Origin of the sequence: Rhodopseudomonas sp. G2_2311 (genome assembly GCF_047501505.1) — a bacterium.
Classification (GTDB): Bacteria; Pseudomonadota; Alphaproteobacteria; order Rhizobiales; family Xanthobacteraceae; genus Rhodopseudomonas; species Rhodopseudomonas palustris_H.
Genome location: NZ_JAZDRK010000016.1, coordinates 8,799 through 32,931, shown reverse-complemented (window position 1 = coordinate 32,931; position 24,133 = coordinate 8,799). Strand labels below are relative to the sequence as shown.

Genomic DNA, 24,133 nt, shown 5'->3' with positions numbered 1-24,133 from the left:
CGAGCCGAGCGCAGGGTGCGCAATGGCGGGGTTCAAATGTCGGGGAAACATTTGAATATGTTCGGACGATATATTTTGGTCCCGTTCTAAGTTTGATCTGGATCAAACGATCTGTATCGGAAAACCACAGGCCGTGGAACGGGATAAGTAACAAGACACCTTTCTGTCGCACCGGGCTGAAATGTCGCTGCGCTCTCAAAAGATATATCTTTACTTCCCGCGGAGGCGTCCCTAGGTAAGATATATCTTTCAGGAGGTCGTCATGGACGGCGTCGACAACAGCCCGCGACGATGCGGGTTTGGGATGCCCGGGTGCCGGTGGGGCCGCCGGGGCATGGGCGGCCGCGGAATGGGCGGCGGCGAGATGATGCGCGCCGGACGGATGCTGGCGCAGGGCGACCTCAAGCTGATCGCGCTGGCGCTGATCGCCGAACAGCCGCGCCACGGCTACGACATCATCAAGATGATCGAGGAGAAGACCGCCGGCTTCTACGCCCCAAGTCCGGGTGTGGTGTATCCGACGCTCACCTTCCTCGAGGAAACCGGCCACGTCATCGCCCAACCGGAAGGCGCCAAGAAGCTGTATTTCGTCACGGACGAGGGCCGTGAGCACTTGGCCGCCAATCGCGCGTTGGCCGATGCGGTGTTCGACCGCCTCGCCGCGTTCGGCGAGATGATGCGGCAACAGAACGGCGACAGCGGCACCGAGGGCAACGACCTGCCGCCGCTGCTGCGGGCGGCGCTCGACAACCTCAGGGAAGTCGCGATCCGCCAGATCGTCAAAGACCCGGACAACGAAGCAGAGCTTGTTGCGATCCTCGCCCGCGCCGCCGGCGAGCTTCGCAAAACGTAGGTGCGGCGCGATCCGCATCATTGGACGACGCATTCGACCGCGGGCCGGCACGGCAATCCGGCCAACGGATAACCTTCAGGAGACGAAGATGACCGCCATTACGTCTGAACAGCCGACCCGCCGCGACGTGTTGTATTTGGCGACCGGGGCCCTGGCCGCGGTCGGCACCGCCGCCTTGGTGTGGCCGTTCGTGTCTCAGCTCAATCCCGATGCCGGCACGGTTGCGGCCGGCTTCCCGCTCGAAGTCGATCTGGCGCCGATTGCGGAAGGTCAGGTCGTCAAGGTGTTCTGGCGCGGCCAGCCGATCTTCATCAGTCACCGCACGCCGAAGGAAATCCAGTCGGCGCAGTCCGCCGATTGGCAGAGCTTCCGTGATCCTGAGCCCGACTCTGCTCGCGTCAAGCCAGGCAAGGAGCAGTGGTTGGTGGTGTCGGCGATCTGCACCCACCTCGGCTGCGTGCCGACCGAGCATCAGGGCAATTACGACGGCTGGTTCTGCCAGTGCCACGGCTCGCAATACGACTCTGCCGGCCGCATCCGGCTGGGGCCGGCGCCGCGTAACCTGCCGCTGGTGCCCTACAAGTTCGCCACCGACACGCAGATCATCATCGGCGAGACCTGAGCGCAGCTCAGCCACAATCGAATTGGTCATGCGCGGGCTCGGCCCGCGCATCCATCGCACGCTTTAGCGCGCCCCGAACGCTTGCGCGAAGACGATGGAGTGCCGGGTCAAGCCCGGCAACGCGAGCCATTCGTCGTTCGCGCCTGCGCACACCTTCCGACGTTGCAGGAAGAAGCCCTTCTTTCTCCCATTATCTCGAAAGCCCAAATCATGCTGATCGCGATCGCCAGCCAGAATTTCCGCACCGTGACCGGCCACGCCGGCAAGACCCGCCGCTTCCTGGTGTTCGATGCGGCGCCGTGCCGCCCGCCTCAGGAGGTCGACCGGCTCGACCTGCCGAAGGAGATGTCGATCCATGAATTCAAAGAGGATGGCGAGCATCCGCTCGACAAGGTGAGCGTGGTGATCGCCGGCAGCGCCGGGCCCGGCTTCCTCGCGCGGATGGCCGCGCGCGGTGTGGTCGCCATCACCACCTCCGAGACCGATCCGGTCACCGCCATCCAGAACTACCTGGCCGGATCGCTGCCGCTGGCAGCGCCGCATGATCACGACGACGAGGAAGAAGAGGGCGGCTGCAATTGCAATTGCGGCCGGGCGGCCTGAGCGCGCCGCATCGCTTCGAGGTGCCGCATCGCTTCCAGCCGCTGCGGCGCCAAACGCAACAGCGTCATGCGCGGGCTTGACCCGCGCATCCATCGCTCTTCATTGGAAATTTTGTCGCCAGAAGATGGATTGCCGGGGCGAGCCCGGCAATGACGTCTGTTGTTGGTTTCCTGTCGGCCTTACGAAAATGCGTTGCCGGCCGGACGGCCGAGCTTTTTGAACACGATCGCCGCCGGGCAGAAGCCCGTGAACGATGCCTGGATCATGTTGACCCCGGCGAATGCCGTGAGCAGCAGCCAATAGGGGCTGACCAGCCAGCCGAGCGCGAGGCTCACCAGCACGACAGTGCCGGCGAAGGCGAGCACGGTTTGATCGAGATTCATTGCAGTCTTCCTCCTGTGTGACGGCCCCGCCGTCTGCGTTCGTGTTGACTATATATTCGAATAATCGTATATACGCAAATATGAAAATAACAGACGATCCGATGGTGGTTGCTGCCGACCAGGCCAGCGAGCTTCTGAAGGCGCTGTCGAACCGGCATCGGCTGCTGATCATCTGTCAGTTGGTGGACGGCGAGCGCTCGGTCGGCGAACTCGCCGAAGCGCTGGATCTGCGCGACTCGACCGTGTCGCAGCATCTCGCGCTGCTGCGGCGCGACGGGCTGGTGTCGGCGCGACGCGATGCGCAGTCGATTTTCTATTCGATCACCAGCGAACCGGCACGCGAAGTGCTGACGACGCTGTACCGGGTGTTCTGCCCGGGGCAGGCGATCGGAATAACGGGCCGCAAACCTGCAAGGGCATGACATGGGACTGCGATGGACGATGAGCGGCGCGGTCGCCGCATTGCTGCTCGGAGCGGTGGCGGCGCATGCCGCGGCGACGCTGACCGTGGCGGAGACCAGAATCTCCGACGAGAAGGCTGTATTCGCCACCGTCGAGAGCATCAGCGTGGTGCCGGCCCGCGCGCGGATCGGCGGCACGGTGGTGGCGCTGAAGGTGCGGGAGGGCGATAGCGTCACCCGCGGCCAGGAGATCGCGACCATCGGCGACGACAAACTGACGCTGCAGATGAATTCGCTCGATGCCCAGATCCAGGCGCTGCAGGCGCAAGCCAGCCAGGCGCAGATCGACTACGACCGCACCTCGGGCCTGGTCGAGCGCGGCACGTTGCCGCGCACCAAGCTGGACGAAGCGCGCACCGCGCTCAACGTCGCCGAGAACAATCTGCGCGCCAAGACCGCGGAGCGGTCGGTGGTGCAGCAGCAGTTCAAGGAAGGCCAGGTGTTGTCGCCGGACGACGGCCGCGTGCTGAAGAAGATGGTCACCGTCGGCTCGGTGGTGCTGCAGGGCGATCCGATCGTCACGGTGGCGCAGCAGCATTACAAGCTGCGGCTGCGGGTGCCGGAACGGCACGCGCGCTTCCTCAAGGCCGGCGACAAGATCCGAGTGGACGGCAGCGAGTTCGGCGATCAGGTCGCCAAATTCGGCACCATTGACCTGGTGTATCCGCAGATCGAAGACGGCCGCGTCGTTGCCGACGCCACGGTCGAAGGGCTGCCGCAGTACTTCGTTGGCGACCGGCTGCGGGTGTGGATTTCCGGCGGCGAGCGCTCCGCCTTCGTGATCCCGTCGAAGTTCATCACCACCGAATTCGGTATCGACTACGTGCATCTTGGCGAACCCGGCAAGACCGTGGCGGTGCCGGTGCAGCGCGGCCGCGAGCATCCGACGCAGCAGATGCCGGACGGTCTCGAAATTCTGTCGGGCCTGCGTCCCGGTGACAGGCTGGTGCAGCCGTGAACCTCGGAATTTCAGGCCGCCTGACCAAGGCCACGATCCAGTCGCCGCTGACGCCGCTGTTCCTGCTGGCATCGCTGATCGCCGGGCTGATCGCGCTGGCGGCGATCCCGCGCGAGGAAGAGCCGCAGATCAGCGTGCCGATGGTCGACATCCGCATCAACGCCGATGGCCTGCGCGCGCCGGATGCAGTCGAACTGGTGACCAAGCCGCTGGAAGCGATCGTCAAGGGCATCGACGGCGTCGAGCACGTCTACAGCCAGACCGAAGACGACCGCGTCATGGTCACCGCCCGCTTCCTGGTCGGGACCAAGGCTGAAGATGCGATCCTGCGCGTGCACGAGAAAATCCGCGCCAACATCGGCAGCATCCCGGTCGGCATTCCCGAGCCGCTGATCGTCGGACGCGGCATCAACGACGTTGCCGTCACGGTGCTGACGCTGTCACCGAAGCCGGAGGCTGCGGCACGCTGGACCGATAAGGATCTGTACGAAGTCGCCGACAAGCTGCACTCCGAGCTGATGAAGGTCGACAGCATCGGCCTGACGTACATCTCCGGCGGCGGTGCGCAGCAGATCCGGGTTGAGCCAGATCCGGAGAAGCTGTCGCTGTACGGCGTGACGCTGCAGCAGCTCGTCGCCAAGGTGAAGGACGCCAATCGCTCGTTCCTCGCCGGCAATGTGCGCGACGCCGGCACGATGCGCAGCGTCTCGGCCGGTCAGACCCTGATGGGTATTCCCGACATCGGCCTGCTGCTGGTCGCGACCCGCGACAATCGTCCGGTCTACGTTAAAGACGTCGCCTCGGTGATCATCGGGCCGAATATGGCCGAGCACCGGGTGTGGAACGACGCCCGCGACGCCGGCGGCAAATGGGACCGCGTGCCGGCGGTGACGCTCGCGCTCGCCAAGCGCGCCGGCGCCAATGCAGTGGTCGTGTCGCACGACATCAAGGCGCGGCTGGCGACGCTGCAAGGCTCTCTGATCCCGAATGATGTCGCCGTCACCATCACCCGCGACTACGGCGAGACCGCCAACGAGAAGGCCAACGAGCTGCTGTTCCATCTGGGTCTCGCCACGATCTCGATCGTGGTGCTGATCGCGATCGCGATCGGCTGGCGCGAGGCGATCGTCACCGCGGTGGTGATCCCAACCACGATCCTGCTGACCCTGTTTGCCGCCAATCTGATGGGCTACACCATTAATCGCGTCAGCCTGTTCGCGCTGATCTTCTCGATCGGCATCCTGGTCGACGATGCGATTGTGGTCGTTGAAAACATTGCCCGGCATTGGGGGATGAAGGACGGACGGCCGCGGCTGCAGGCCACCATCGAGGCGGTGGCCGAGGTCGGCAATCCAACCGTGATCGCGACCCTGACTGTGGTGGCGGCGCTGCTGCCGATGCTGTTCGTGTCCGGGCTGATGGGGCCGTATATGGCGCCGATCCCCGCCAATGCATCGGCCGCGATGCTGTTCTCGTTCTTCGTCGCCATGATGGTGGCGCCGTGGCTGATGCTGAAGCTGGCGCCGAAGCAGGGCGCATCCGTGGCCGCGCATGGCGGTCACGACGAGGGCCGGCTCGGCCGGCTGTATCGCCGCTTCGCCTCGCCCATCGTCGCCAGCAAGCGCGCGGCCTGGATCTTCCTGCTCGGCGTCGGCATCGCCACGCTGATGTCGATGGCGCTGTTCTACACCAAGTCGGTGACGGTGAAGCTGTTGCCGTTCGACAATAAGAGCGAGATCGCCGTGGTGCTCGACCTGCCCGAAGGCGCCACGCTGGAGGACACCGAGCGCACTCTGTTTGCTGCGGCCGATATCGCCCGCGGCCTGCCCGACATCACCTCGGTGCAGACCTTCGCCGGCACGCCCGCGCCGTTCAACTTCAACGGTCTGGTACGGCACTATTACTTGCGCGAGCGGCCGGAACTCGGCGAGCTGCAGGTGAATTTGAAGGAGCGCGGCGAGCGCAGCCGCGCCAGCCACGACATCGCACTCGACCTGCGTAAGCGATTGCAGACGCTAAAGCTGCCCGAAGGCACCAGCCTCAAGGTCGTCGAGGTGCCGCCTGGTCCGCCGGTGCTGTCGACGCTGCTGGCGGAGATCTACGGTCCCGACGCCGCCACCCGTCGTGCGGTCACCGCCGAGGTCGAGAAGATCTTCAAGCAGGTGCCGTTCATCGTCGATGTCGACAATTCGATCGGCGAGCCGCGGCCTCGGCTGCGGCTGTCGATTGATCAGGATCGCCTGGAGTTCTTCGGCGTCGAACAGAAGGACGTCTATGACACCATCCAGGCGCTGTTCGGCGGCACCTCGATCGGCTACTCGCATCGCGGCGAGGGCCGCAATCCGATCGCCATTACGGTCGGGTTGCCGAAGCGCGATCTCGAATGGAACGAGGCGCTGGCTTCGACGCCGGTGCCGGCCAATTCGCTGCCCGGCGCCAAGACGGTGGTCGAGCTCGGCCAATTGGTGAAGGCCACCAAGGAAGTCGGCTCGCCGATGATCTTCCGGCGTGACGGCCGGTTCGCCGACATGGTGATGGCCGAACTCGCCGGCAAATTCGAAGCGCCGCTGTACGGCATGCTCGACGTCGACAAGCTGATCGAATCCCACGACTGGGGCAAACTGCCGAAGCCGGCGATCAGCCTGCATGGCCAGCCGTCAGACGAGTCGAAGCCGACCGTGTTGTGGGACGGCGAATGGGAGATCACCTGGGTAACGTTCCGCGATATGGGCGCGGCGTTCGGCGCGGCGATCCTCGGAATCTACGTGCTGGTGGTGGCGCAGTTCAAAAGCTTCAAGCTGCCGCTGGTGATCCTGACGCCGATCCCGCTGACGCTGATCGGCATCCTGATCGGCCATTGGCTGCTCGGGGCGCCATTCACCGCCACCTCGATGATCGGCTTCATCGCACTCGCCGGCATCATCGTGCGCAACTCGATCCTGCTGGTCGACTTCATTCGGCACTCGGGCGGTGCCGGCAAGACGTTGCGCGAGGTCGTGCTGCAGGCCGGCGCGGTCCGGTTCAAGCCGATCCTGCTCACCGCGGTCGCGGCGATGATCGGTGCGGCGACGATCCTGCTGGACCCGATCTTCCAGGGCCTGGCGATCTCGCTGTTGTTTGGCCTGGCGTCATCGACCCTGCTCACGGTTCTGGTGATTCCGGCGATCTACATCGTGTTGCGCGACAAAACGCCAAATCCGCCGCCGGCCACGGCAAAGTGATGGCACGACGCCGCGATCCGGTGCACAACAGGCCCGCCTAAAGCCTGAGGATTGGAACCTGATGATGATCTCCCGACGGTCGGCCATGACGGCGGCGCTCGCTCTCGCTCCCGCGCTTGTTGCCGCCAAGGCCGGAGCGGCCCCGACCGCGCCGGACGCCGAGGATGTACTGTCGACCGACGCGGTGCTTTACGACGCCGAGATCCCGGTCGCCGGCAATCCGAAGGGTGACATCACCATCGTCGAATGGTCCGACTATCGCTGCCCATACTGCAAGAAAGTGGCGCCGGACCTGATGAAGGTGGTCAAGGAGGATGGCAACATCCGCCTGGTCTTGAAGGACTGGCCGATTTTCGGCGGCGTCTCGGTCGATGCCGCTAAGCTTGTGCTCGCTTCGAAGTACCAGGGCAAGTTTCTGCAGGCGCATGAAGCGCTGATCGGCGCGACCTCGAAGCTGACAGAGACCACGTTGAACGAGACGCTCAAGGCCGGCGGGATCGATGTCGATCGCGCCACCAAGGATCTCGACGCCAACCGTGCCACGATCGAGGCAATCCTCAAGCGCAACGACACTCAGGCGAAGGCGTTCGGCTTCCAGGGGACCCCGTCATTCATCGTCGGCCGCTTCCGCGTGCCCGGCGTGCTCGACGTCGCGCTGTTCAAGCAGGCGATCAAGGACGCCCGCGAAGCGGCGAAGAAGACGGACAAGAAGTAATAGCTTCGTCAGCGTTCCCTCCTCGTCAGTGCGGGGAGCGAAGCGGCGATGCGATCCAAGCTATGTCTGTGGTCTGGATTGCTTCGCTTCACTCGCAATGACGGAGAGCGCGTGGTTTCCCCTTTCGCCCGTTGCTTGATCTGAGTCATCTTCACAACCGCTGTGAACGCGCTAAGCTGAGCCGTCGCATCGCAGCGGGATGACGGTCATGCTCTGCATCCGCTTGGCGGCGTGTGCTGCCGTGATGATCAATGTGCTGGCGCTGGTACCGTGGGCTACCCCAGCGCAGGCTGCACCATGGCGCGCCGACGAGGGCAATACCCGCGGCTGGATGCTGATGTCGCCGCAGGAGCGGATCGAACATCAGGGACGGGTGCGCAGCTTCACCGACTACAATGCGTGCGAAGCCTATCGGGCCGAACATCACGCGCTGATGGTACAGCGGGCACGCGAGCGCGGGCTCGACCTGCCGCATGGCGGCCGCGACTTCTGTGACCATCTGAAGTCCGGGCGGGATTGAGGTCATGGCAGCCGCCGCCGCAGCTGTGCGCCAGTGGTCGGTTCCGCTGCTGTCGTGCGTGGTGCCGGCGGGCTTTGCGGTCTGGGCGTTTCCTGAAGGTCTGCCGCCGATCCGCGCCGCCGGCATCGTCACCGGTTGGCTCGGCTGTGGTCTATTGCTGGTCAGCCTGCTGCTGATGCTACGCGAGCCGCGATTAGCCGCCTGGCTCGGCGGCCTGGAGCGGATGTATCGCTGGCACCACAGCACGGGGCTCGCTGCTTATTTGTTTCTGCTGCTGCATCCGCTGCTGCTTGCCGCCAACAACCTGCCGTCGGCGCGGGTCGCCTGGCAGACGCTGTCGCCGTTCACCGAGAGCTGGCCAGTGTGGTCCGGCTGGCTTGGCCTGCTGCTGCTGATGGGCGGCCTCGTCACCACCTTCATCCGTAGCATTCGCTACGGCACTTGGCGCTGGCTGCACGCGCTACTCGGTCTCGGTGTGCTGACCGGGCTGGTGCACCTGATCCTGCTCGGCATCGACGAGCCGGTACTGCCCGTCCTCGCGGTCGCAGCAGCGATCCTCGGCTGGCGGCTGATCCGCGGCGATCTTGGCCTTGCCGCGCGGCCGTATGTCGTGACGTCGGCCCGGCCGTTGGCGGCGCGATCGGTCGAGGTCGTGCTACGTCCACTCGGCGATCCGGCGATGGTGACGCCCGGCCAGTTCGTCCTGGCGGAATTCGGCAACGGCGAGCGCTATCGCGGCTGCGGCGAATTCCATCCGTTTACGGTCAGCACAATCGCGAACCGTGACGAGCTGCATCTCGCCATCAAGGCGCTGGGGGACTGCACCACCCGGATGCTGGCGATCGAGCCCGGCGTGGCAGCCCGCGTCATCGGCGGTTTCGGCGGCTTCGTCGATCCGCACGGAAAGGCGCCGCAGTTCTGGGTGGCGGGTGGGATCGGTGTCACGCCGTTTGTTGCTTTGCTGAACGCCGGTCCGCTGCTGCATCCGACGCGGCTCCTGTATTTGTATCGCAGCGAAGCTGACGCGGCATTTCTGACGGAGCTGCGTGCGACTGCAGCGTCTGATCCGAAATTCACGCTCCACGCCGTTGAGACCGGCGACGATGTTCCCGATCTCGGCCCGCTGCTGCCGACTGCCGGCGAGTTGTCGCGCGCGGAGTGTTATTTGTGCGGACCGCCCGGTCTGGTCGCCGCATTGAAATCGGCGCTCGCGGCACGCGGCGTCACCGCCCAGCATGTCCACTACGAGAATTTCGAGTTCAGATGATGCGCAAGCTGTTCTACGTCTCGACCGCCGCGTTTTGGATCGCCGTTGCCGGCTTCTGGATCGGCAACCTTTTAGTGCCCGGCACCGACACGCGTGCGACCGCTGCCGAGCGCGAGATCGGCGTAGCTGAGCTGGCCCGGCACGCTGTGCCGCAGGATTGCTGGATGGCGATTCGCGGCAACGTCTACGACATCACGGCGTATCTGCCGGATCATCCATCGCGGCCGAGCATCATCGAGCCTTGGTGCGGCAAGGAAGCGTCTGAGGCGTACGACACCAAGACCAAGGGACGGAAACACTCGCCCGAAGCCGACGCGTTGCTGCCGAAGTACCGGATCGGACGGTTCGTCGGCGGAGGCTAGAGCGGTTCTGTTTTTGATAGAATCGAGACCGTGCTTCGGAGTGCTCACAACAGGCACAACCTCATGGTGAGGAGGCGCGAAGCGCCGTCTCGAACCATGCGCCGCAGGCGATGTGGCCCCTCATCCTTCGAGACGCCCGGCGATGCCGGGCTCCTCAGGATGAGGACTTTGGACCCTTGGCAAGGGCTAAATCCGCTTCGATGAATCGATGAAGCGCTCTAGAGCGATGTCTTAGGGACATCAGACGCGGCTTGCATGGAGCACCGCGTCAAAAAAACGCTCCGGTTCTGATTGGATCAGAACCGGAGAAACTCTTTTTGCCTTAGGCGATCATCGTGCTGCGGATTTCGGCGCGGAGTTCGTCGATCAGTCGAAGACCCTTGCTGGTTTCGACGTGCCAGAACGTCCAACCGTTGCAGGCTTCGGAGCCCTGCGCCATCGCGCCGATCCGGTGAATCGAGCCAACCTTGTCGCCGAGCATGATGGCGCCGTCGGCACGCACCAGCGCACCGTGCCGCTTCTTCGAATCGACCAGCCGGGCGCCCGGCGAGATCATGCCGCGCTCGATCAGCTCCGAGAACGCCACCCGCGGTGCATCGCGCGCGGTGAGGAACGGCTTCAGCGTGTCGTCCGGCAGCGGCTCGATCGCATCGATTCGCGCCCGCGCCGCTTCAGCGTAGGTCTTGTCGCGTTCGATGCCGATGTAGTTGCGGCGCAAACGCTTGGCGACAGCACCTGTCGTGCCGGTGCCGTTGAACGGATCGACCACCAGATCGCCGGGCTTCGACGAGCTCAGGAGTACGCGCGCCAGAAGCTGTTCGGGCTTCTGCGTCGGGTGCACCTTCTTGCCGTCTTTGCCCTTCAGCCGTTCGTCGCCGGTGCACAGCGGAATCAGCCAGTCGGAGCGCGCCTGAACGTCCTCGTTGGCCGCCTTCAACGCATCGTAGTTGAAGGTGTAGCCCTTGGCGTTCTCGTCACGCGCCGCCCAGATCATCGTTTCATGCGCATTGGTGAAACGACGGCCGCGGAAGTTCGGCATCGGATTCGATTTGCGCCAGACGATGTCGTTGAGCACCCAGAACCCGAGGTCCTGCATGATCGTGCCGACGCGGAAAATGTTGTGGTACGAACCGATCACCCACAGCGTCGCAGACGGCTTCATGATCCGTCGCGCGGCGAGCAGCCACGCACGGGTGAAGTTGTCGTAAGCGGCGAAGGACGCGAACTTGTCCCAATCGTCGTCGACGGCGTCGACTTCCGATTCGTCGGGACGCTTCAGCGCACCTTTGAGCTGCAGATTGTACGGCGGATCGGCGAACACCAGATCCACCGACTTCGGCGGGAGCTTCTCCATCTCGGCGATGCAATCACCGACGATGATTCGGCTCTCGGGCATATCTTCAAATTGAGTGCGGGGCGCCTTTGCAGACGCCCCGCGACGCGACACAACCATGACTCAACTAACCTGACTCATGTGACGCCGTCGGCGACGCGGGACCAACAAACCGACTAGCCACTACAATGACCCGTCAAAGTAAAAATCGACTTAATTGGATTGCAGTTTGGTGACCACGGAACGAACGGACGGAGGAACAGTTCTCTCTGCCGGCATGTCGACCGCGATGAACGCGTGCAAACGTTTACACCATCGGTGTTTACGCACGGCTTTGGCTGCCCGGACGCCGGCTGTGCGTTGTCCTCGCCGGTGTCAGGGCTGCGCACTAGGCAATATTTGCCGGGCGGGTTAATGCTAATTGTCGCCGATTTTTTCCGATCGGCTACACACGAGGACCGGCCCCGAATCGCCGGTGCGGCCAAACCGAGGACAGGCTGATGCGTTTCGATGACTTCCGTCGCAGCGACAATATCGATGACCGCCGGGATCAAGAGGGCGGCGGGGGTGGTGGTGGCGGATTCGGATTTCCGATGGGCGGCGGCGGTCTCGGCATCGGCACCATCGTGGTGCTGGGTATCGTCGGCTGGGCGCTTGGGATCGATCCGCGGCTGCTGATCAGCGGCGCCGAGATGATCTCGGAGACGACGCAGCATCATCAGGCCGACAGCCGGTCCGGCAAGCAGGGCGCGCCGACCGACGAGATGGGCAGCATGATCTCGGGTGTGCTGGGCGAGATCGACGATCGGTGGACCGAAATCTTCAAGGCCAATGGCCAGACCTATGTTGGGCCGAAGATCGTGCTGTTTCGCGGCCGCACCAATGGCGGGCGATGCGGCATGGCGCAGGCGGCGATGGGACCGTTCTATTGTCCGCCGGACAAGCAGATTTTCATCGATACCTCTTTCTTCAAGCAGGTCGAAACCCGCTTCCGCGGCTGCTCCGGCTCGGCGTGCCAGTTCACCGCCGCATACATCATTGCGCACGAGGCCGGCCATCACGTTCAGAACCTGCTCGGCATTCTGCCGAAGGTGACGCGGGCTCAGGAAGCTGCCGGCTCGCGCGCCGAAGCCAACGCACTGCAGGTGCGCGTCGAACTGCAGGCCGACTGCCTGTCCGGCGTCTGGGTCAACCGAGAAAAGAAGAAGCGTCCGAATTTCATTGAGGACGGCGATATCGACGCCGCGCTCACCACCGCGGCCGCGATCGGCGACGACACGCTGCAACGCCGCGCCGGACGCGAAGTGGTGCCCGACTCGTTCACCCATGGCTCCGCCGAACAGCGCAAGCGCTGGTTCATGACCGGCTATCAGCAGGGCACCGTCCAGGCCTGCAACACGTTCGGGGCGGAGCGGCTGTAACAAGCGCGCTCTATATGAAAGGGAGCGCCAACCAAGTCCCGTCACTGCGAGCCGAAGGCGAAGCAATCCAGGAGTCTCAAGCAAATCCCCGGCCGTCACTGCTCTGCTTGGAGAGCGCTATGAAGCAGCCCTACGTTTACATCGTCGCCAGCCGCAGAAACGGCACGCTGTATGTTGGGGTGACGAGCGATCTCCCGAAGCGGGCTTATGAACACCGGGAAGGCCTCGTCGACGGATTCACCAAGAAGTATGGCTGTCGCTTGCTGGTGTGGTACGAGCCTCACGAGACCATGCTCGAAGCGATCACCCGCGAAAAGCAGATCAAGGCGGGCAGTCGTGCCAAAAAGATCGCCATGATCGAAAACCTGAATCCGGGCTGGCTCGACATTTACGATAGGTTGATCTGACCGATGGCTCTCGCGAATTGACTACGACAACCGCATCCGTCATTGCGAGCGAAGCGAAGCAATCCAGGGGCTGTGCACTGAGCTTCTGGATTGCTTCGTCGCTTCGCTCCTCGCAATGACGCAGGAATTTGATGATGGCATCCGTCACTCAACCCAAAGCCTTCATCCCGCTCAACATCGCTGTACTCACCGTGTCCGATACGCGTTCGCTCGATGACGACAAGTCGGGAGCGACGCTGGTCGAACGGCTGAGCGGGGCGGGGCACAAATTGGCGGCGCGGGAGATCGTCACCGACGATGTCGAGAGCATCCGCGCCATTATCCGGCGATGGATTGCCGATGACGGAATCGATGCGATCATCACCACCGGCGGCACCGGCTTCACCGGGCGTGATGTGACCCCGGAGGCGATCGAGCCGCTGTTTGAGAAGCGGATGGACGGATTCTCGATCGCCTTCCACATGATCAGCTGGGGCAAGATCGGTACCTCGACGATCCAGTCGCGTGCCACCGCCGGTGTTGCCGGCGCGACCTACATCTTCTGCCTGCCGGGTTCGCCTGGTGCGTGCCGCGACGGTTGGGACGGCATTCTGGCCGCGCAGCTCGATTATCGCACGCGCCCCTGCAACTTTGTCGAGATCATGCCGCGGCTCGACGAGCATCTGCGCCGCAGCAAGAGCTGAGCCGCGCGCATCGGCATCCACCGTCGGCGTGCCTTGACAGGCGCGACGTGCCACGGAACCATCGCCTCCAATCATAAGGCGCAACAAGGCGCCGCGACGATGGGAGGATGTTTTGGGCCAGATCGTATCGATCGAGGCGCTTGCCGCGCAGATCCGCGGCGGCATGATGGTGGCGGTGCCGTCCGACACCAGCGGCGTGGCGATGGCGGCGACCGCCGCGATCATCGCCAACCGGCCGCGCAATCTGCATCTCGTCTGTATCCCGATCAGTGGTCTGCAGGCCGATATGTTGATCGGTGAAGGCCTGGTCGGCACGGTCGAGACCAGTGCGATCTCGCTCGGCGAAGCCGGCGGCGCACCGCGGTTCGCCGAAGGCATCCGCAGCAGCGCGTTTGTGATGAAGGATGCGACCTGCCCGGCGATTCTCGCGGGTCTCGTCGCCGGTCAGAAGGGCGTGCCGTTCATGCCGATCCGCGGCATCATCGGCAGCGATATTCTCAAGACGCGCGACGACTGGAAGGTGATCGACAATCCCTACGCGCCGGACGATCCGATCGTGGTAGTGCCGGCGATCCGCCCGGATGTCGCGCTGTTCCACGCGCCCGAAGCCGATCGGTTCGGTAACGTCCGGATCGGCCGGCAGACCGAACTCGCCGCGATGGCCTATGCGGCCAAGATCACACTTGTGACGGTCGAGCGTATCGTCGAGACTTCGCTGCTGGCGGACGAGAACGCCGCCGCCGGCGTGCTGCCGGCGCTGTATGTCAGTGCGATCGCCGAGGCCAAGAATGGCGCGTGGCCGCTCAGCCTCGCCGGCGAATACAACACCGACACTGCCGAGGTCGCGCGCTACGCCAAGATGGCGCGCTCGGCTGACGGCTTCGCCGCCTACATGCAGGGATTCGCCCGGAAGTTCGAGGCGGTGGCATGAGCACGGCGCCTGCGACTTCGCGCGAAATCCTGATCGCGACTATCGCCGATCTGCTCGACGGCGTCCGCACCGTCGCGGTCGGTGCCTCGTCACCGATTCCCGCTGCCGGCGCGATGCTGCTGCGCGCCCGCAATGAGAGCCGCGGCCGCGATCCGGTGCGGGTGATCGTGCTCGGCTCGCGCCAGCACAACTTCTTCACCAACGGTGCGTTCGAGCTGTTCGACGCCACAGCGCAAGGGCGGATCGACGCGTTCTTTCTTGGCGGCGGCCAGATCGATGGTGAGGCCAACATCAATCTGGTCGGCACCGGCGACTATCCGGCAAGCCAGGTGCGCTGGCCCGGCTCGTTCGGCTCGGCCTTCATGTACTATCTGGTGCCGCGGGTGATCCTGTTTCGCGAAGAGCATTCGCCGCGTGTCCTGGTCGACAAGGTCGACTTCGTCAGCGCGCCAGGCGCGAGCGAGCGGATCTATCGGAGCGGCGGTCCGCACGCGCTGCTGACCGGGCTGGCGCTGTTTGGTTTCGATCAGCAGCGCAAGCGGTTCTGTCTGCGCAGCGTGCATCGCGGCAGCTCGGCGGAGGATGTCCGCGCCGCCACCGGATTTGACTACGACGCGCCCGCGCAGGTGCCGTTCACGCCGGAGCCGGACGCGGAGACGCTGGCGCTACTGCGCGGCCGCGTCACCGACGAGCTCGCCGAGTGCTACCCGCAATTTGCCGAAACGCTGGTGGCGGATCGGGCGGCGTAGGCGTTCCTTGTGGCTGCGACGTCCGCGCGGCGCGCAGCCGGCGAATGATGATCTTGAGAGCGGTCACGAGCGCGGCACGCCGCAGCGCCCGCCCACGTTTGGTGTGGAAGGCGATCAGCTCGGCGGTGAAGCGCGGCGGCCAGGTGCGCCGCGGCGGCATTACAGGCTCAGCTCCCAGGTCTCACCAATCAGGTCCTGGCCGAAGCTGCGATGCGGCTCGGCCGCGACACGCTGGAAGCCCGCGTCCTGATAGATCCGCCGAGCCGCGGTCAGGATGCTCTGCGTCCACAGTGTGACCTTGCGATAGCCGCAGTGGCGCGCGAAGCCGATCGCTTCGTCGATCAGCTTGCGTCCGAGCTGATGCCCGCGCGCCTGTGGCGTTACCAGCAGCAGCCGCAGCTTGGCGACGTCGTCACTGTCCCGCACCAGGAACAGTGAGCCGGCTTGGGCGCCGTCGTACTCGGCGATCCAGCAACGCTCGCGGCCTGGATCGTGCGACGCCAGGAACTGTCCGGCGATCTCTGCCACCAGGGCTTCGAACGACGCATCGAAGCCGTATTCGGCCGCGTAGAATGCGCCGTGGCTCTGCACCACCCAGCCGATATCGCCGGGGCGCGGACTGCGCAGAATCGGCGGCGGCGCGCTCCCTGCACCAAGCAACCCCTGAACGGTGGACATCGCCGCGGTCAGCCGCGCCCGCTCGGCCGGCGGCAGGCCCGACAGCATCGCGGTGACTTCGTTCTGTGAACTGCGTTCGAGCTTGGCGTAAGCGGCGCGGCCCTTGGCGGTCAGCGTCAACAGATGCTGGCGCCGGTCGGCCGGTGAGGGGGATCGCTTCAACAGGCCGTCGTCGGCAAACCCCTGGATGATCCTGCTCAGATAGCCGGGGTCGAGCTTCAGCTCGGAGCCGATCTCTTTGGCGGTCGGCGCGTCGCGATGTGCCAGCTCGTACAGAATCCGCGCTTCTGTGAGCGAGAACGGGCTGTCCATCAGCCGCTGCTCGAGCACGCCGAGCCGTGCCGTGTAGAACCGGTTGAAGGCCCGCACCAGCGCGACCGCGTCGCCTTGGCTCGATTGCTGCTGCGCGATGGCTGCTTCCATTCGTCGTCTCCGGTCGCGGCCCTGGGCGGTCTCCTGGCGAGATCGGTGGGGCCAGCGGAACCATCTCAGCCGGATTAATTGCCTCTGTCAACAAAATGATTGCCGGAGGCAACTATTAAGACGTGCTGTTTGATCGAAGGGCAGCTTCGAAGCGAGGTCAGGCGGCGAGGATGACGCGGCTGCGCAGCAGGGTGCGGGATGCGCGGCCGAGGTCGCGCGGCAACGTTGCTTCCGCGCCATGTCCCGCGTGCCCGCCGAGTCGAACATAATGGTCGCGCGCGATCACCAGCCCCTGGTCAGCGCTGGAGCTGGAGAAGCTGCGGATCAGCGACATCAGGCCTTCGCGCCACCCGCTCGGTGCGTAGGGCGATCTGGCGTAGCGGAAGATGCCGGCGCGCGCATGGCCGCTGGCGGCGACGCCTTCGATGAATTGGGTGGTCTCCTCGATCCAGCCCGGATCGAGCACCGCACCGGCATGGAGAAACATCAGCCAAGGCGAGCGGGCTTGCTTGGCTCCGGCCGCGAGCGCTTCGGCGCGATTGCCGTCGAAGGCGAGATAGTTGCAGCCGGCCACATCGGCGACGCGGGCGATGGTGTCGCTGCCGCCGCGATCAACTAAGGTCACGTCGCTGACGACCCCGGCCGCAGCGCCTGGGACTAGCGACGCCAGCGTGGCGACGGCGGTCCGCTCGACGCCTTCGGTAGAAATGATCACGCTCAACATGTCCGGCGGGTGACCCTACGACGACAGATGCGCGCCACGCTTAGCACCTCACTGCCGCGAAATCAGCCGCGAATTGCGCAATGCCCATCATCCGGGCAAACTCCGGCGCGTCGCCGGTGACGGACGGTGCGAGTCGAACGTTTGTTCTTGATTTGTTCCTTCGACTCGCTATCTTGGACGCATGAGCAGAGCATCCAATGCCCTCAAGCGCCCGCCGGTCACGGCGCCCTCCGAGCCGGTGGGCGCGCCTTCCCCTTTCCCTGCCATCGAGGCGGCGGTTGACGAGCAGCGGCGCCGCGGTCGCGGCGCGCAGTCCAACGCCAGCGGCCGCTACGAGGCCGAGGCGCGAACCGTCTTCGACGACGGCTGGGAGAGCCTTGAGGACCTGCCGCCGTTCAAGACCACGGTGGCGCTGGATACCGCTCGCAAAGTCATCACCCGCAACGAATCGCCCGATATCGGCTTCGATCGCTCGATCAATCCGTATCGTGGCTGCGAACACGGCTGCGTGTACTGCTTCGCCCGGCCGACCCACGCCTATCTCGGTCTGTCGCCGGGATTGGATTTCGAGTCCCGGCTGTTCGCCAAGCCCGATGCGCCTGCGTTGCTCGAGCGTGAACTGGCGGCGCCGGAATACGAGCCGCGGATGATCGCGATCGGCACCAACACCGATCCGTATCAGCCAATCGAGCGCGAACGGAAAATCATGCGCGGCATCCTCGAGGTGCTGGAGAAGACCGGCCACCCGGTCGGCATCGTCACCAAGTCCGCACTGGTGGTGCGCGACATCGACATCCTGGCGCGGATGGCCAAGCGGCAATTGGCCAAGGTGGCGCTGTCCGTCACCTCGCTCGATCCGAAGCTCGCCCGCAGCATGGAGCCGCGCGCTTCGGCACCGGCCAAGCGGCTTGAAGCGCTGAAGCTGCTCGCCGACGCCGGCATCCCCACCACTGTGATGGTGGCGCCGGTGATCCCGGCGCTCAACGACATGGAGATCGAGCGCATCCTCGATGCCGCCGCTCATGCCGGTGTCAAGGAAGCGAGCTACGTGCTGCTGCGGTTGCCGCTGGAAGTGCGCGATCTGTTCCGCGAATGGCTGATGGCGAACTATCCGGACCGTTATCGCCACGTCTTCACGCTGATCCGCGACATGCGCGGCGGCCGTGACTACGACTCGCAATGGGGCACCCGGATGAAGGGGACCGGCCCGATCGCCTGGATGATTGGCCGGCGGTTCGAGACCGCCTGCACGCGGCTCGGGCTGAACAAGCGCCGCTCCAAGCTGACCCTCGATCATTTCGAGAAGCCGGAGAAGGCCGGGCAGCAACTCAGCCTGTTCTGAGGGCAGGGGCCCGGTTCCCGCCGGTCTCGCTGAATTGCGGGCATGATCCGGAGTTTCCGGTTGCGCCGGCTGTGCCTCGCCCGCAGCATCGCGGCATGATTCGGGATACCAAACAGCCGATCAAGGTTCCGACCAAGCTCGCGAGCCGATCGGGCGGCAAGGCCGCCAGAACGGATGACGGGAAAGCGTCCACCGCGAAGGTTCGGGCTTCGAAGACTGCTGCGTCCAAGGCCGTTTCTTCCAAGGTCGGCACGAAGGAAACTGCCGGCAGCAAGCCCGCCTCTGCCAAGGGGCTGAAGGGCGTGATCGCGGTGGCGCCGCCGAGCTTCCGGCGCGAGCGCACGCTGATCAAGCGCGGCATCTGGCCGATCGCCGGCTGCGACGAAGCCGGCCGTGGTCCGCTGGCTGGTCCGGTGGTGGCGGCCGCGGTGGTGCTCGATCCCAAGCGCGTGCCCAAGGGGCTCGACGATTCCAAGCGGCTGACGGCGGAAAAGCGCGAGGCGCTGTTCGACGAGATCTGCGCCACTGCGCAAGTCTCGGTGGTCTATGCCTCGCCGGAACGGATCAACCGCGACAACATCTTGCGTGCCTCGTTGTGGGCGCTGACCCGCGCGGTGCATGCGCTGCCCGAGATGCCGCGCCATGTGTTCGTCGATGGCCGCGACCGGCTGGCAACCAAATGCGACTGTGAAGCTGTGATCGGCGGCGACGGGCTGATTGCCTCGATCGCCGCGGCCTCGATCATCGCCAAGGTGTCGCGCGACCGGCTGATGTGCCGTCTCGCCGAAGAATGCCCCGGCTATGGCTTCGAGCAGCACAAGGGCTACGGCGTGCCGGAGCATCTCGATGCGCTCGCGCGGCTTGGTCCGACGTTGCATCACCGCCGGTTCTTCGCGCCGGTCGCCGCAGCCTGGCAGAAGATCGAAGGCGCTCGGCCGCCGCAGATCCGCGACCTGTTCGAGGCCGACGTCACGGTCGAAGCCACCGCGTGAGTGCGGCGGCGCCGGTTGCGCGTGCGGCCGCCGGGCTCTATCACGGTCAGACCGATTTTCGCTGGCCCCACATGCGCTTCGCCTCCCTGATCGTCGAACTGATCCGCGCACGGCCGCTGCTGGTGTTCTGGCTGGTGGTGTGCGCCCAGGCGCTGCTGTGGGTGCTGGTGCCGACGCTGTTCTACGCCAGCCCTCCGGGCGATGTGGCGGTGGTGCTGGCCTATGGCCGCGAGTACCAAGTCGGCACCGATCTTGGTCCGCCGCTGGCGTTCTGGCTCGCCGATGTCGCATATCGGGCTGCCGGCAATCACATGATCGGCGTCTATGTGCTGGCGCAGCTCTGCTTCGTCGTCACGTTCTATGCGCTGTTCCAGCTCGCCCGCAGCCTGGTCGGGCCGCAATACGCCGTGGTCGCGGTGCTGCTGACCTTGACGGTCACTGCCTTTGCCGGCTCCGGCGTCGAGTTCGGCCCGCTGATCCTGGCGCGGCCGCTGTGGGCGCTGGTGCTGTGGCACGGCTGGCAGGTGATCGGCCAGCATCGCCGTGCGGCCTGGTTCGCGTTGTCGATCGAGATCGGCCTGCTGCTGCTGACCACCGTTGCGGCGCCGGCGCTGCTCCTGCTGCCGCTCGCCTTTGCGCTCGCCAATGCACGCTGCCGCCGGGCGCTGGTCTCGCTTGATACGGTATTCGCCCTGCTGGTGATCGCCGTGCTGGCGCTGCCTTATGGCGTCTGGCTGCTGCGCGCCGATCAGTTTGCGCTGCCGGCGCTGCCGAGCACGGCGGATGTCGGCGATCGCGCGCTGCTGGGATTGAAGCTGTTCGGCGGACTGGTGATCTCGCTCGCCGGCATTGCGCTGCTCGCGGTGCTCAACATCGGCCGGTTCGCCCCCAAGCACCACGATGCGCCGATGATCGCGCGGCCACTGGTCGATCCGCTGGCGCGCCAGTTCGTCTATGTGTTCGCGCTGGTGCCGCCGATCGTCGCCAGCATCGCGGCCGCAGTGTTCGGTCTCGGCCATGTCGTCGGTGGCCCCGGCGTGGTGCTGCTGCTTGCCGGTCTAGCAGTGATGATGGTGATCGGCGACGTGCTGTATCTGCATCGCCAGCGGCTGTTGCGCTCGGCCTGGGCGGCGCTGATCGCCGCACCCGCCGTCGCGGTGATCTTCACCGTGGTTGGGCAGCCCTGGCTGACGCGCACCGAGGTGCCCACCTCGCTGCCATCCAAGCAGATGGCGCAGTTCTTCGCGGACAGTTTCGAACGCCGCACCGGCAAGCCGCTGCCTGCGGTCGCCGGCGATCCGCAGCTCGCCAGCCTGATCGCTCTGGCGCCGTCGCGCCCGCATCTTTTGCTCGATGCCACGCCGGCGCGGACGCCGTGGATCACGCAAGGCGACTTCGAACGTAACGGCGGCTTGGTGGTGTGGCGTGCGGCCGATACGGCAGGCAAGCCGCCGGACGAGATCGCCCAGCGCTTCCCGGGCATCGTGCCGGAGCTGCCGCGTGGGTTCGACCGAATGATCTCCGGCCGTCAGCCGCTGCTGCGGATCGGCTGGGCGATCGTGCGGCCGAAAGCGCCGTAAGCCCGCCGTAGCTGCGCGGCGCGGTCGCAGACGAACTGACCTTCTTGATTGTTTTTGCTTAGTTGGCCGTCGCGGCGAGCGCGGTGGCGATCGCGCGCAGATCCTGCCAGGCGAGCCGCTTGTAGGTCGGCTGGCGCAGCAGATAGGCCGGATGCAGCGTCGGCAGGGCGCGGATGGTGCGGGTCCCGGTGTCGTAGTCGAACCATCGGCCGCGGGTTCGCATGATGCCGTCGCGGGTGCCGAGCAGCGCCTGGGTCGACGGGTTGCCGAGCGTCACCAGCAGGTCCGGGTTCACCAGTTCGATCTGCCGCCGGATGAACGGCAGGCAGATCTGGGTCTCCTGAGGCGTCGGCGTGCGGTTACCCGGCGGCCGCCATGGGATCACGTTGGCGATGTAGACGTTGCCGCGGTTCAGCCCGATCGCCGCGAGCATCAGGTCGAGCAGCTTGCCGGAGCGACCGACGAACGGCAACCCTTCGATGTCCTCGTCGCGGCCGGGCGCTTCGCCGACGAACATCACCTTGGCCTGCGGATTGCCGTCGGCGAACACCAGCTGCGTTGCAGTCGCGCGCAACGCACAGCCGTCGAAACGCTGCATCAGCTCGCGCAGCACGTCCAGGCTGGGCGCGGTCGCTGCGGCCTCGCGCGCCGAGATGATCGCAGCGTCTGGGCTTGCAGGTGGTGCCCCGAATGCCAGCGGTGGCGGCGGCGGTGCATGTAAGGCTGGCTTGACGATTGCGCGGGCCTCGGGCGCCGCCTCCCGTGCAGCCGGCTCAGGCGCGTCGTCGAGCATCCGGTTGATCGGATCCTCTGCGAGCGCGCAATCCACCCCTGCGTCCACATAGAACGCGAGCAATTGACGCAGGCTCGGCACAGGATCGGGTGTCATGCGGCGTGGTTTACCGTGAATGCGGGAAACAGAACAGCCGATCTCGATCCATCATGTTCCGCAATGCGAAACTTATTTTCGCATCTATGATCTTCAAGCTGGAAAGATGAGCCAGCCGGTACATTTGGGTGGTTGTTCTTCTTCTAAAAATGCGAAAGAACACCCGAGGAAACGTCTCCGAGAGTCCTGCGAGAAAAAACGATGAGTGATGAAACGCTGCCGCCCCGCGAATCGATGGAATTCGACGTCGTGATCGTGGGAGCAGGCCCGTCGGGACTGTCCGCCGCCATTCGATTGAAGCAGATCAACCCCGAGTTGTCGGTGGTGGTCGTGGAGAAGGGCTCCGAAGTCGGGGCCCATATCCTGTCGGGCGCGGTGATCGACGTGTCGGCTCTGGATCGCCTGATGCCGAGCTGGCGCGAAGACGAGAGCTGCCCGCTGAAGACCCACGTCGAAGACGACCACTTCTACGTCATGACGGCGTCGAAAGCGCTCAAGGTGCCAAACATCATGGTGCCGCCTATGCTCGACAACCATAAGAATTTCATCGGTTCGCTCGGTGATCTGTGCCGCTGGCTCGGGCCGAAGGCCGAGGAACTCGGCGTCGAGATCTATCCCGGCTTCGCCGCAACCGAAGTGCTGTACGGCGACAATGGCGAGGTGCGCGGCGTCGCTACCGGCGACATGGGCATCGGCCGCGACGGCCAGCCGAAGGACTCCTACACCCGCGGGATGGAACTGCTCGGCAAGTACACGCTGTTCGCCGAAGGCGCGCGCGGCAGCCTGTCGAAGCAGCTGATCGCCAACTACAAGCTCGACAAGGATTCCAATCCGCCGAAGTTCGGCATTGGTCTCAAGGAAATCTGGCAAGTCGAGCCGTCCAAGCATCGTAAGGGCCGGATCGCCCACTCGTTCGGCTGGCCGCTCAGCAACAATGTCGGCGGCGGCTCGTTCCTGTATCACTACGGCGACAACCTGGTGGCGGTCGGCTTCGTGGTGCATCTCAACTACGACGATCCGTATCTGTCGCCGTTCGAGCAGTTCCAGAAGTTCAAGACCCATCCGTCGGTGGCGCCGATCTTCGAGGGTGGCAAGCGCATCTCCTACGGCGCCCGCGCCATTACCGAAGGCGGCTATCAGTCGGTGCCGCGCCTGACCTTCCCGGGCGGCGCGCTGATCGGCTGCGCCGCGGGCTTCGTCAACGTGCCGCGCATCAAGGGTGTCCACAACGCCATCGGCTCCGGCATGCTGGCCGCCGAACACGTCGCGGCGGCGCTCGCGGCCGGCCGCACCAACGACGAGCCGGTGGACTACGAAAACGCCTGGCGCGATTCCGTCGTCGGCAAGGACCTGTTCCGGGTCCGCAACGTCAAGCCGCTGTGGTCAAAGTTCGGCACCGCCGTCGGCGTCGTGCTGGCCGGCTTTGAAATGTGGTGTTCGACGTTCGGGTTCTCGGTGTTCGGCACGCTGTCGCATGGCAAACCCGATCGTTCGACGCTCGATCCGGCGAAGTCGCATGAGCCGCACAAGAATCCCAAGCCGGACGGCAAGCTGACCTTCGACCGCCTGTCCTCGGTGTTCCTGTCGAATACCAATCATGAGGAAGACCAGCCGGTGCACCTCAAGGTCGCCGACATGCAACTGCAGAAGACGTCGGAGCACGACGTCTATGCCGGCCCGTCGGGCCGCTACTGCCCGGCCGCGGTGTACGAGTGGGTGGAAGAGCCGACCGGCCCGCGCTTCGTGATCAATGCGCAGAACTGCGTCCACTGCAAAACCTGCGATATCAAGGATCCGAACGGCAACATCACCTGGGTTCCGCCGGAAGGCGGCGGCGGTCCGAATTATCAGGGCATGTGATCGCTGTACTGACCCCACAGCTTTGACCACGCGTCCGTGAGCGGCGGCGAGGCGTTGCCTCGCCGCGCGGCCACCATACAGCCAACTTTCCACCGTCACAATACCCCCACCCCCCCTCGGCGCCGTGGGGGTCCGGGGGCTTGTGCGCCGTCGGGG

Annotated in this window: 24 protein-coding genes; 19 read left to right on the top strand and 5 right to left on the bottom strand. The window is 65.0% G+C overall.

Annotated features, from left to right (window positions below):
- Positions 1-262 precede the first annotated feature (262 nt).
- The 3 genes from VRZ08_RS18635 to VRZ08_RS18625 all read left to right on the top strand — a co-directional run bounded on the left by VRZ08_RS18635 (position 263) and on the right by VRZ08_RS18625 (position 2,078).
- A complete protein-coding gene (locus VRZ08_RS18635; protein WP_164573873.1) occupies positions 263-853 on the top strand; it encodes a PadR family transcriptional regulator in 591 nt (196 codons plus the stop codon).
- Between the two features lie 88 nt (positions 854-941).
- Positions 942-1,475 (top strand): ubiquinol-cytochrome c reductase iron-sulfur subunit, encoded by a 534-nt coding sequence (gene petA, locus VRZ08_RS18630; RefSeq protein ID WP_414533472.1) that lies wholly within the window; start codon positions 942-944, stop codon positions 1,473-1,475.
- Positions 1,476-1,685: 210 nt separating this feature from the next.
- Positions 1,686-2,078 (top strand): NifB/NifX family molybdenum-iron cluster-binding protein, encoded by a 393-nt coding sequence (locus VRZ08_RS18625; protein WP_414533471.1) that lies wholly within the window; start codon positions 1,686-1,688, stop codon positions 2,076-2,078.
- A gap of 179 nt (positions 2,079-2,257) precedes the next feature.
- Here VRZ08_RS18625 and VRZ08_RS18620 read toward each other — a convergent pair whose 3' ends face one another.
- On the bottom strand, positions 2,258-2,461 hold the full coding sequence (locus tag VRZ08_RS18620; RefSeq protein ID WP_013500959.1) for a DUF2892 domain-containing protein: 204 nt from the start codon (positions 2,459-2,461) through the stop codon (positions 2,258-2,260).
- Between the two features lie 80 nt (positions 2,462-2,541).
- Here VRZ08_RS18620 and VRZ08_RS18615 point away from each other — a divergent pair, with 80 nt between their 5' ends.
- The 7 genes from VRZ08_RS18615 to VRZ08_RS18585 all read left to right on the top strand — a co-directional run bounded on the left by VRZ08_RS18615 (position 2,542) and on the right by VRZ08_RS18585 (position 9,965).
- Entirely contained in the window at positions 2,542-2,883 is a 342-nt protein-coding gene (locus VRZ08_RS18615; protein ID WP_107343196.1) for an ArsR/SmtB family transcription factor, read from the top strand.
- 1 nt (position 2,884) lies between these two features.
- Positions 2,885-3,880, top strand: a complete 996-nt coding sequence (locus VRZ08_RS18610; RefSeq protein WP_414533470.1) for an efflux RND transporter periplasmic adaptor subunit — start codon at positions 2,885-2,887, stop codon at positions 3,878-3,880.
- A complete protein-coding gene (locus VRZ08_RS18605) occupies positions 3,877-7,101 on the top strand; it encodes an efflux RND transporter permease subunit (RefSeq protein WP_414533469.1) in 3,225 nt (1,074 codons plus the stop codon). Before VRZ08_RS18610 ends, VRZ08_RS18605 begins: the two co-directional genes overlap by 4 nt.
- 61 nt (positions 7,102-7,162) lie before the next feature.
- Entirely contained in the window at positions 7,163-7,816 is a 654-nt protein-coding gene (locus VRZ08_RS18600) for a DsbA family protein (protein ID WP_107343199.1), read from the top strand.
- A 208-nt stretch (positions 7,817-8,024) separates the two neighbouring features.
- On the top strand, positions 8,025-8,336 hold the full coding sequence (locus tag VRZ08_RS18595) for a hypothetical protein (RefSeq protein WP_107346450.1): 312 nt from the start codon (positions 8,025-8,027) through the stop codon (positions 8,334-8,336).
- Positions 8,337-8,340: 4 nt separating this feature from the next.
- Entirely contained in the window at positions 8,341-9,603 is a 1,263-nt protein-coding gene (locus tag VRZ08_RS18590) for a ferric reductase-like transmembrane domain-containing protein (RefSeq protein ID WP_414533468.1), read from the top strand.
- Positions 9,600-9,965, top strand: a complete 366-nt coding sequence (locus VRZ08_RS18585; RefSeq protein WP_414533467.1) for a cytochrome b5 domain-containing protein — start codon at positions 9,600-9,602, stop codon at positions 9,963-9,965. The genes VRZ08_RS18590 and VRZ08_RS18585 overlap by 4 nt, the downstream gene beginning before the upstream one ends.
- A 322-nt stretch (positions 9,966-10,287) precedes the next feature.
- Here the strand turns inward: VRZ08_RS18585 and VRZ08_RS18580 are convergent, their stop codons facing one another.
- Entirely contained in the window at positions 10,288-11,418 is a 1,131-nt protein-coding gene (locus VRZ08_RS18580; RefSeq protein WP_107354440.1) for a site-specific DNA-methyltransferase, read from the bottom strand.
- Positions 11,419-11,798: 380 nt separating this feature from the next.
- On the opposite strand from VRZ08_RS18580, the gene VRZ08_RS18575 reads away from it, so the two are divergent.
- The 5 genes from VRZ08_RS18575 (at position 11,799) to VRZ08_RS18555 (ending at position 15,489) form a co-directional block, all read left to right on the top strand.
- A complete protein-coding gene (locus VRZ08_RS18575) occupies positions 11,799-12,719 on the top strand; it encodes a neutral zinc metallopeptidase (protein ID WP_107343203.1) in 921 nt (306 codons plus the stop codon).
- Between the two features lie 119 nt (positions 12,720-12,838).
- Positions 12,839-13,126, top strand: coding sequence for a GIY-YIG nuclease family protein (locus tag VRZ08_RS18570; protein WP_414533466.1), 288 nt, complete (start codon positions 12,839-12,841; stop codon positions 13,124-13,126).
- A gap of 134 nt (positions 13,127-13,260) precedes the next feature.
- Positions 13,261-13,809, top strand: a complete 549-nt coding sequence (moaB, locus tag VRZ08_RS18565) for a molybdenum cofactor biosynthesis protein B (RefSeq protein WP_414533465.1) — start codon at positions 13,261-13,263, stop codon at positions 13,807-13,809.
- Between the two features lie 112 nt (positions 13,810-13,921).
- Positions 13,922-14,740 (top strand): CoA transferase subunit A, encoded by an 819-nt coding sequence (locus tag VRZ08_RS18560; protein ID WP_414533464.1) that lies wholly within the window; start codon positions 13,922-13,924, stop codon positions 14,738-14,740.
- On the top strand, positions 14,737-15,489 hold the full coding sequence (locus VRZ08_RS18555) for a CoA-transferase (RefSeq protein WP_414533463.1): 753 nt from the start codon (positions 14,737-14,739) through the stop codon (positions 15,487-15,489). Before VRZ08_RS18560 ends, VRZ08_RS18555 begins: the two co-directional genes overlap by 4 nt.
- Before the next feature lie 159 nt (positions 15,490-15,648).
- Here the strand turns inward: VRZ08_RS18555 and VRZ08_RS18550 are convergent, their stop codons facing one another.
- Both VRZ08_RS18550 and VRZ08_RS18545 read right to left on the bottom strand, forming a co-directional pair.
- Positions 15,649-16,590 carry a GNAT family N-acetyltransferase gene (locus tag VRZ08_RS18550; RefSeq protein ID WP_414533462.1) on the bottom strand — a complete coding sequence of 314 codons (942 nt, stop codon included), beginning with the start codon at positions 16,588-16,590 and terminating at the stop codon, positions 15,649-15,651.
- A 157-nt stretch (positions 16,591-16,747) separates the two neighbouring features.
- The gene (locus VRZ08_RS18545; RefSeq protein ID WP_414533460.1) at positions 16,748-17,314 is read right to left on the bottom strand and encodes a glycosyltransferase; all 567 of its coding nucleotides are present in this window, start codon (positions 17,312-17,314) and stop codon (positions 16,748-16,750) included.
- A 181-nt stretch (positions 17,315-17,495) separates the two neighbouring features.
- Between VRZ08_RS18545 and VRZ08_RS18540 the strand changes: the two genes are divergently transcribed.
- The 3 genes from VRZ08_RS18540 to VRZ08_RS18530 all read left to right on the top strand — a co-directional run bounded on the left by VRZ08_RS18540 (position 17,496) and on the right by VRZ08_RS18530 (position 21,228).
- The gene (locus VRZ08_RS18540; protein ID WP_414533459.1) at positions 17,496-18,656 is read left to right on the top strand and encodes a PA0069 family radical SAM protein; all 1,161 of its coding nucleotides are present in this window, start codon (positions 17,496-17,498) and stop codon (positions 18,654-18,656) included.
- 95 nt (positions 18,657-18,751) lie between these two features.
- The gene (locus tag VRZ08_RS18535) at positions 18,752-19,648 is read left to right on the top strand and encodes a ribonuclease HII (RefSeq protein WP_414533458.1); all 897 of its coding nucleotides are present in this window, start codon (positions 18,752-18,754) and stop codon (positions 19,646-19,648) included.
- A 71-nt stretch (positions 19,649-19,719) separates the two neighbouring features.
- The gene (locus VRZ08_RS18530; protein WP_414533457.1) at positions 19,720-21,228 is read left to right on the top strand and encodes a glycosyltransferase family 39 protein; all 1,509 of its coding nucleotides are present in this window, start codon (positions 19,720-19,722) and stop codon (positions 21,226-21,228) included.
- Positions 21,229-21,286: 58 nt separating this feature from the next.
- Here VRZ08_RS18530 and VRZ08_RS18525 read toward each other — a convergent pair whose 3' ends face one another.
- Positions 21,287-22,117: a uracil-DNA glycosylase gene (locus VRZ08_RS18525; RefSeq protein ID WP_414533456.1), complete on the bottom strand. Its 831-nt coding sequence runs from the start codon at positions 22,115-22,117 to the stop codon at positions 21,287-21,289.
- Between the two features lie 201 nt (positions 22,118-22,318).
- Here VRZ08_RS18525 and VRZ08_RS18520 point away from each other — a divergent pair, with 201 nt between their 5' ends.
- Complete coding sequence (locus VRZ08_RS18520) at positions 22,319-23,977, top strand: electron transfer flavoprotein-ubiquinone oxidoreductase (protein ID WP_107343213.1); 1,659 nt, start codon at positions 22,319-22,321, stop codon at positions 23,975-23,977.
- Positions 23,978-24,133: the final 156 nt, after the last annotated feature.

What these genes read in the sequence shown, in the direction of transcription:
- VRZ08_RS18635 (WP_164573873.1), top strand. Translation starts at nt 263, where the DNA reads ATGGACGGCGTCGACAACAGCCCGCGACGATGCGGGTTTGGGATGCCC.
- petA (WP_414533472.1), top strand. Translation starts at nt 942, where the DNA reads ATGACCGCCATTACGTCTGAACAGCCGACCCGCCGCGACGTGTTGTAT.
- VRZ08_RS18625 (WP_414533471.1), top strand. Translation starts at nt 1,686, where the DNA reads ATGCTGATCGCGATCGCCAGCCAGAATTTCCGCACCGTGACCGGCCAC.
- VRZ08_RS18620 (WP_013500959.1), bottom strand. Translation starts at nt 2,461, where the DNA reads ATGAATCTCGATCAAACCGTGCTCGCCTTCGCCGGCACTGTCGTGCTG.
- VRZ08_RS18615 (WP_107343196.1), top strand. Translation starts at nt 2,542, where the DNA reads ATGAAAATAACAGACGATCCGATGGTGGTTGCTGCCGACCAGGCCAGC.
- VRZ08_RS18610 (WP_414533470.1), top strand. Translation starts at nt 2,885, where the DNA reads ATGGGACTGCGATGGACGATGAGCGGCGCGGTCGCCGCATTGCTGCTC.
- VRZ08_RS18600 (WP_107343199.1), top strand. Translation starts at nt 7,163, where the DNA reads ATGATGATCTCCCGACGGTCGGCCATGACGGCGGCGCTCGCTCTCGCT.
- VRZ08_RS18595 (WP_107346450.1), top strand. Translation starts at nt 8,025, where the DNA reads ATGCTCTGCATCCGCTTGGCGGCGTGTGCTGCCGTGATGATCAATGTG.
- VRZ08_RS18590 (WP_414533468.1), top strand. Translation starts at nt 8,341, where the DNA reads ATGGCAGCCGCCGCCGCAGCTGTGCGCCAGTGGTCGGTTCCGCTGCTG.
- VRZ08_RS18585 (WP_414533467.1), top strand. Translation starts at nt 9,600, where the DNA reads ATGATGCGCAAGCTGTTCTACGTCTCGACCGCCGCGTTTTGGATCGCC.
- VRZ08_RS18580 (WP_107354440.1), bottom strand. Translation starts at nt 11,418, where the DNA reads ATGGTTGTGTCGCGTCGCGGGGCGTCTGCAAAGGCGCCCCGCACTCAA.
- VRZ08_RS18575 (WP_107343203.1), top strand. Translation starts at nt 11,799, where the DNA reads ATGCGTTTCGATGACTTCCGTCGCAGCGACAATATCGATGACCGCCGG.
- VRZ08_RS18570 (WP_414533466.1), top strand. Translation starts at nt 12,839, where the DNA reads ATGAAGCAGCCCTACGTTTACATCGTCGCCAGCCGCAGAAACGGCACG.
- moaB (WP_414533465.1), top strand. Translation starts at nt 13,261, where the DNA reads ATGGCATCCGTCACTCAACCCAAAGCCTTCATCCCGCTCAACATCGCT.
- VRZ08_RS18555 (WP_414533463.1), top strand. Translation starts at nt 14,737, where the DNA reads ATGAGCACGGCGCCTGCGACTTCGCGCGAAATCCTGATCGCGACTATC.
- VRZ08_RS18550 (WP_414533462.1), bottom strand. Translation starts at nt 16,590, where the DNA reads ATGGAAGCAGCCATCGCGCAGCAGCAATCGAGCCAAGGCGACGCGGTC.
- VRZ08_RS18545 (WP_414533460.1), bottom strand. Translation starts at nt 17,314, where the DNA reads ATGTTGAGCGTGATCATTTCTACCGAAGGCGTCGAGCGGACCGCCGTC.
- VRZ08_RS18540 (WP_414533459.1), top strand. Translation starts at nt 17,496, where the DNA reads ATGAGCAGAGCATCCAATGCCCTCAAGCGCCCGCCGGTCACGGCGCCC.
- VRZ08_RS18535 (WP_414533458.1), top strand. Translation starts at nt 18,752, where the DNA reads ATGATTCGGGATACCAAACAGCCGATCAAGGTTCCGACCAAGCTCGCG.
- VRZ08_RS18530 (WP_414533457.1), top strand. Translation starts at nt 19,720, where the DNA reads ATGCGCTTCGCCTCCCTGATCGTCGAACTGATCCGCGCACGGCCGCTG.
- VRZ08_RS18525 (WP_414533456.1), bottom strand. Translation starts at nt 22,117, where the DNA reads ATGACACCCGATCCTGTGCCGAGCCTGCGTCAATTGCTCGCGTTCTAT.
- VRZ08_RS18520 (WP_107343213.1), top strand. Translation starts at nt 22,319, where the DNA reads ATGAGTGATGAAACGCTGCCGCCCCGCGAATCGATGGAATTCGACGTC.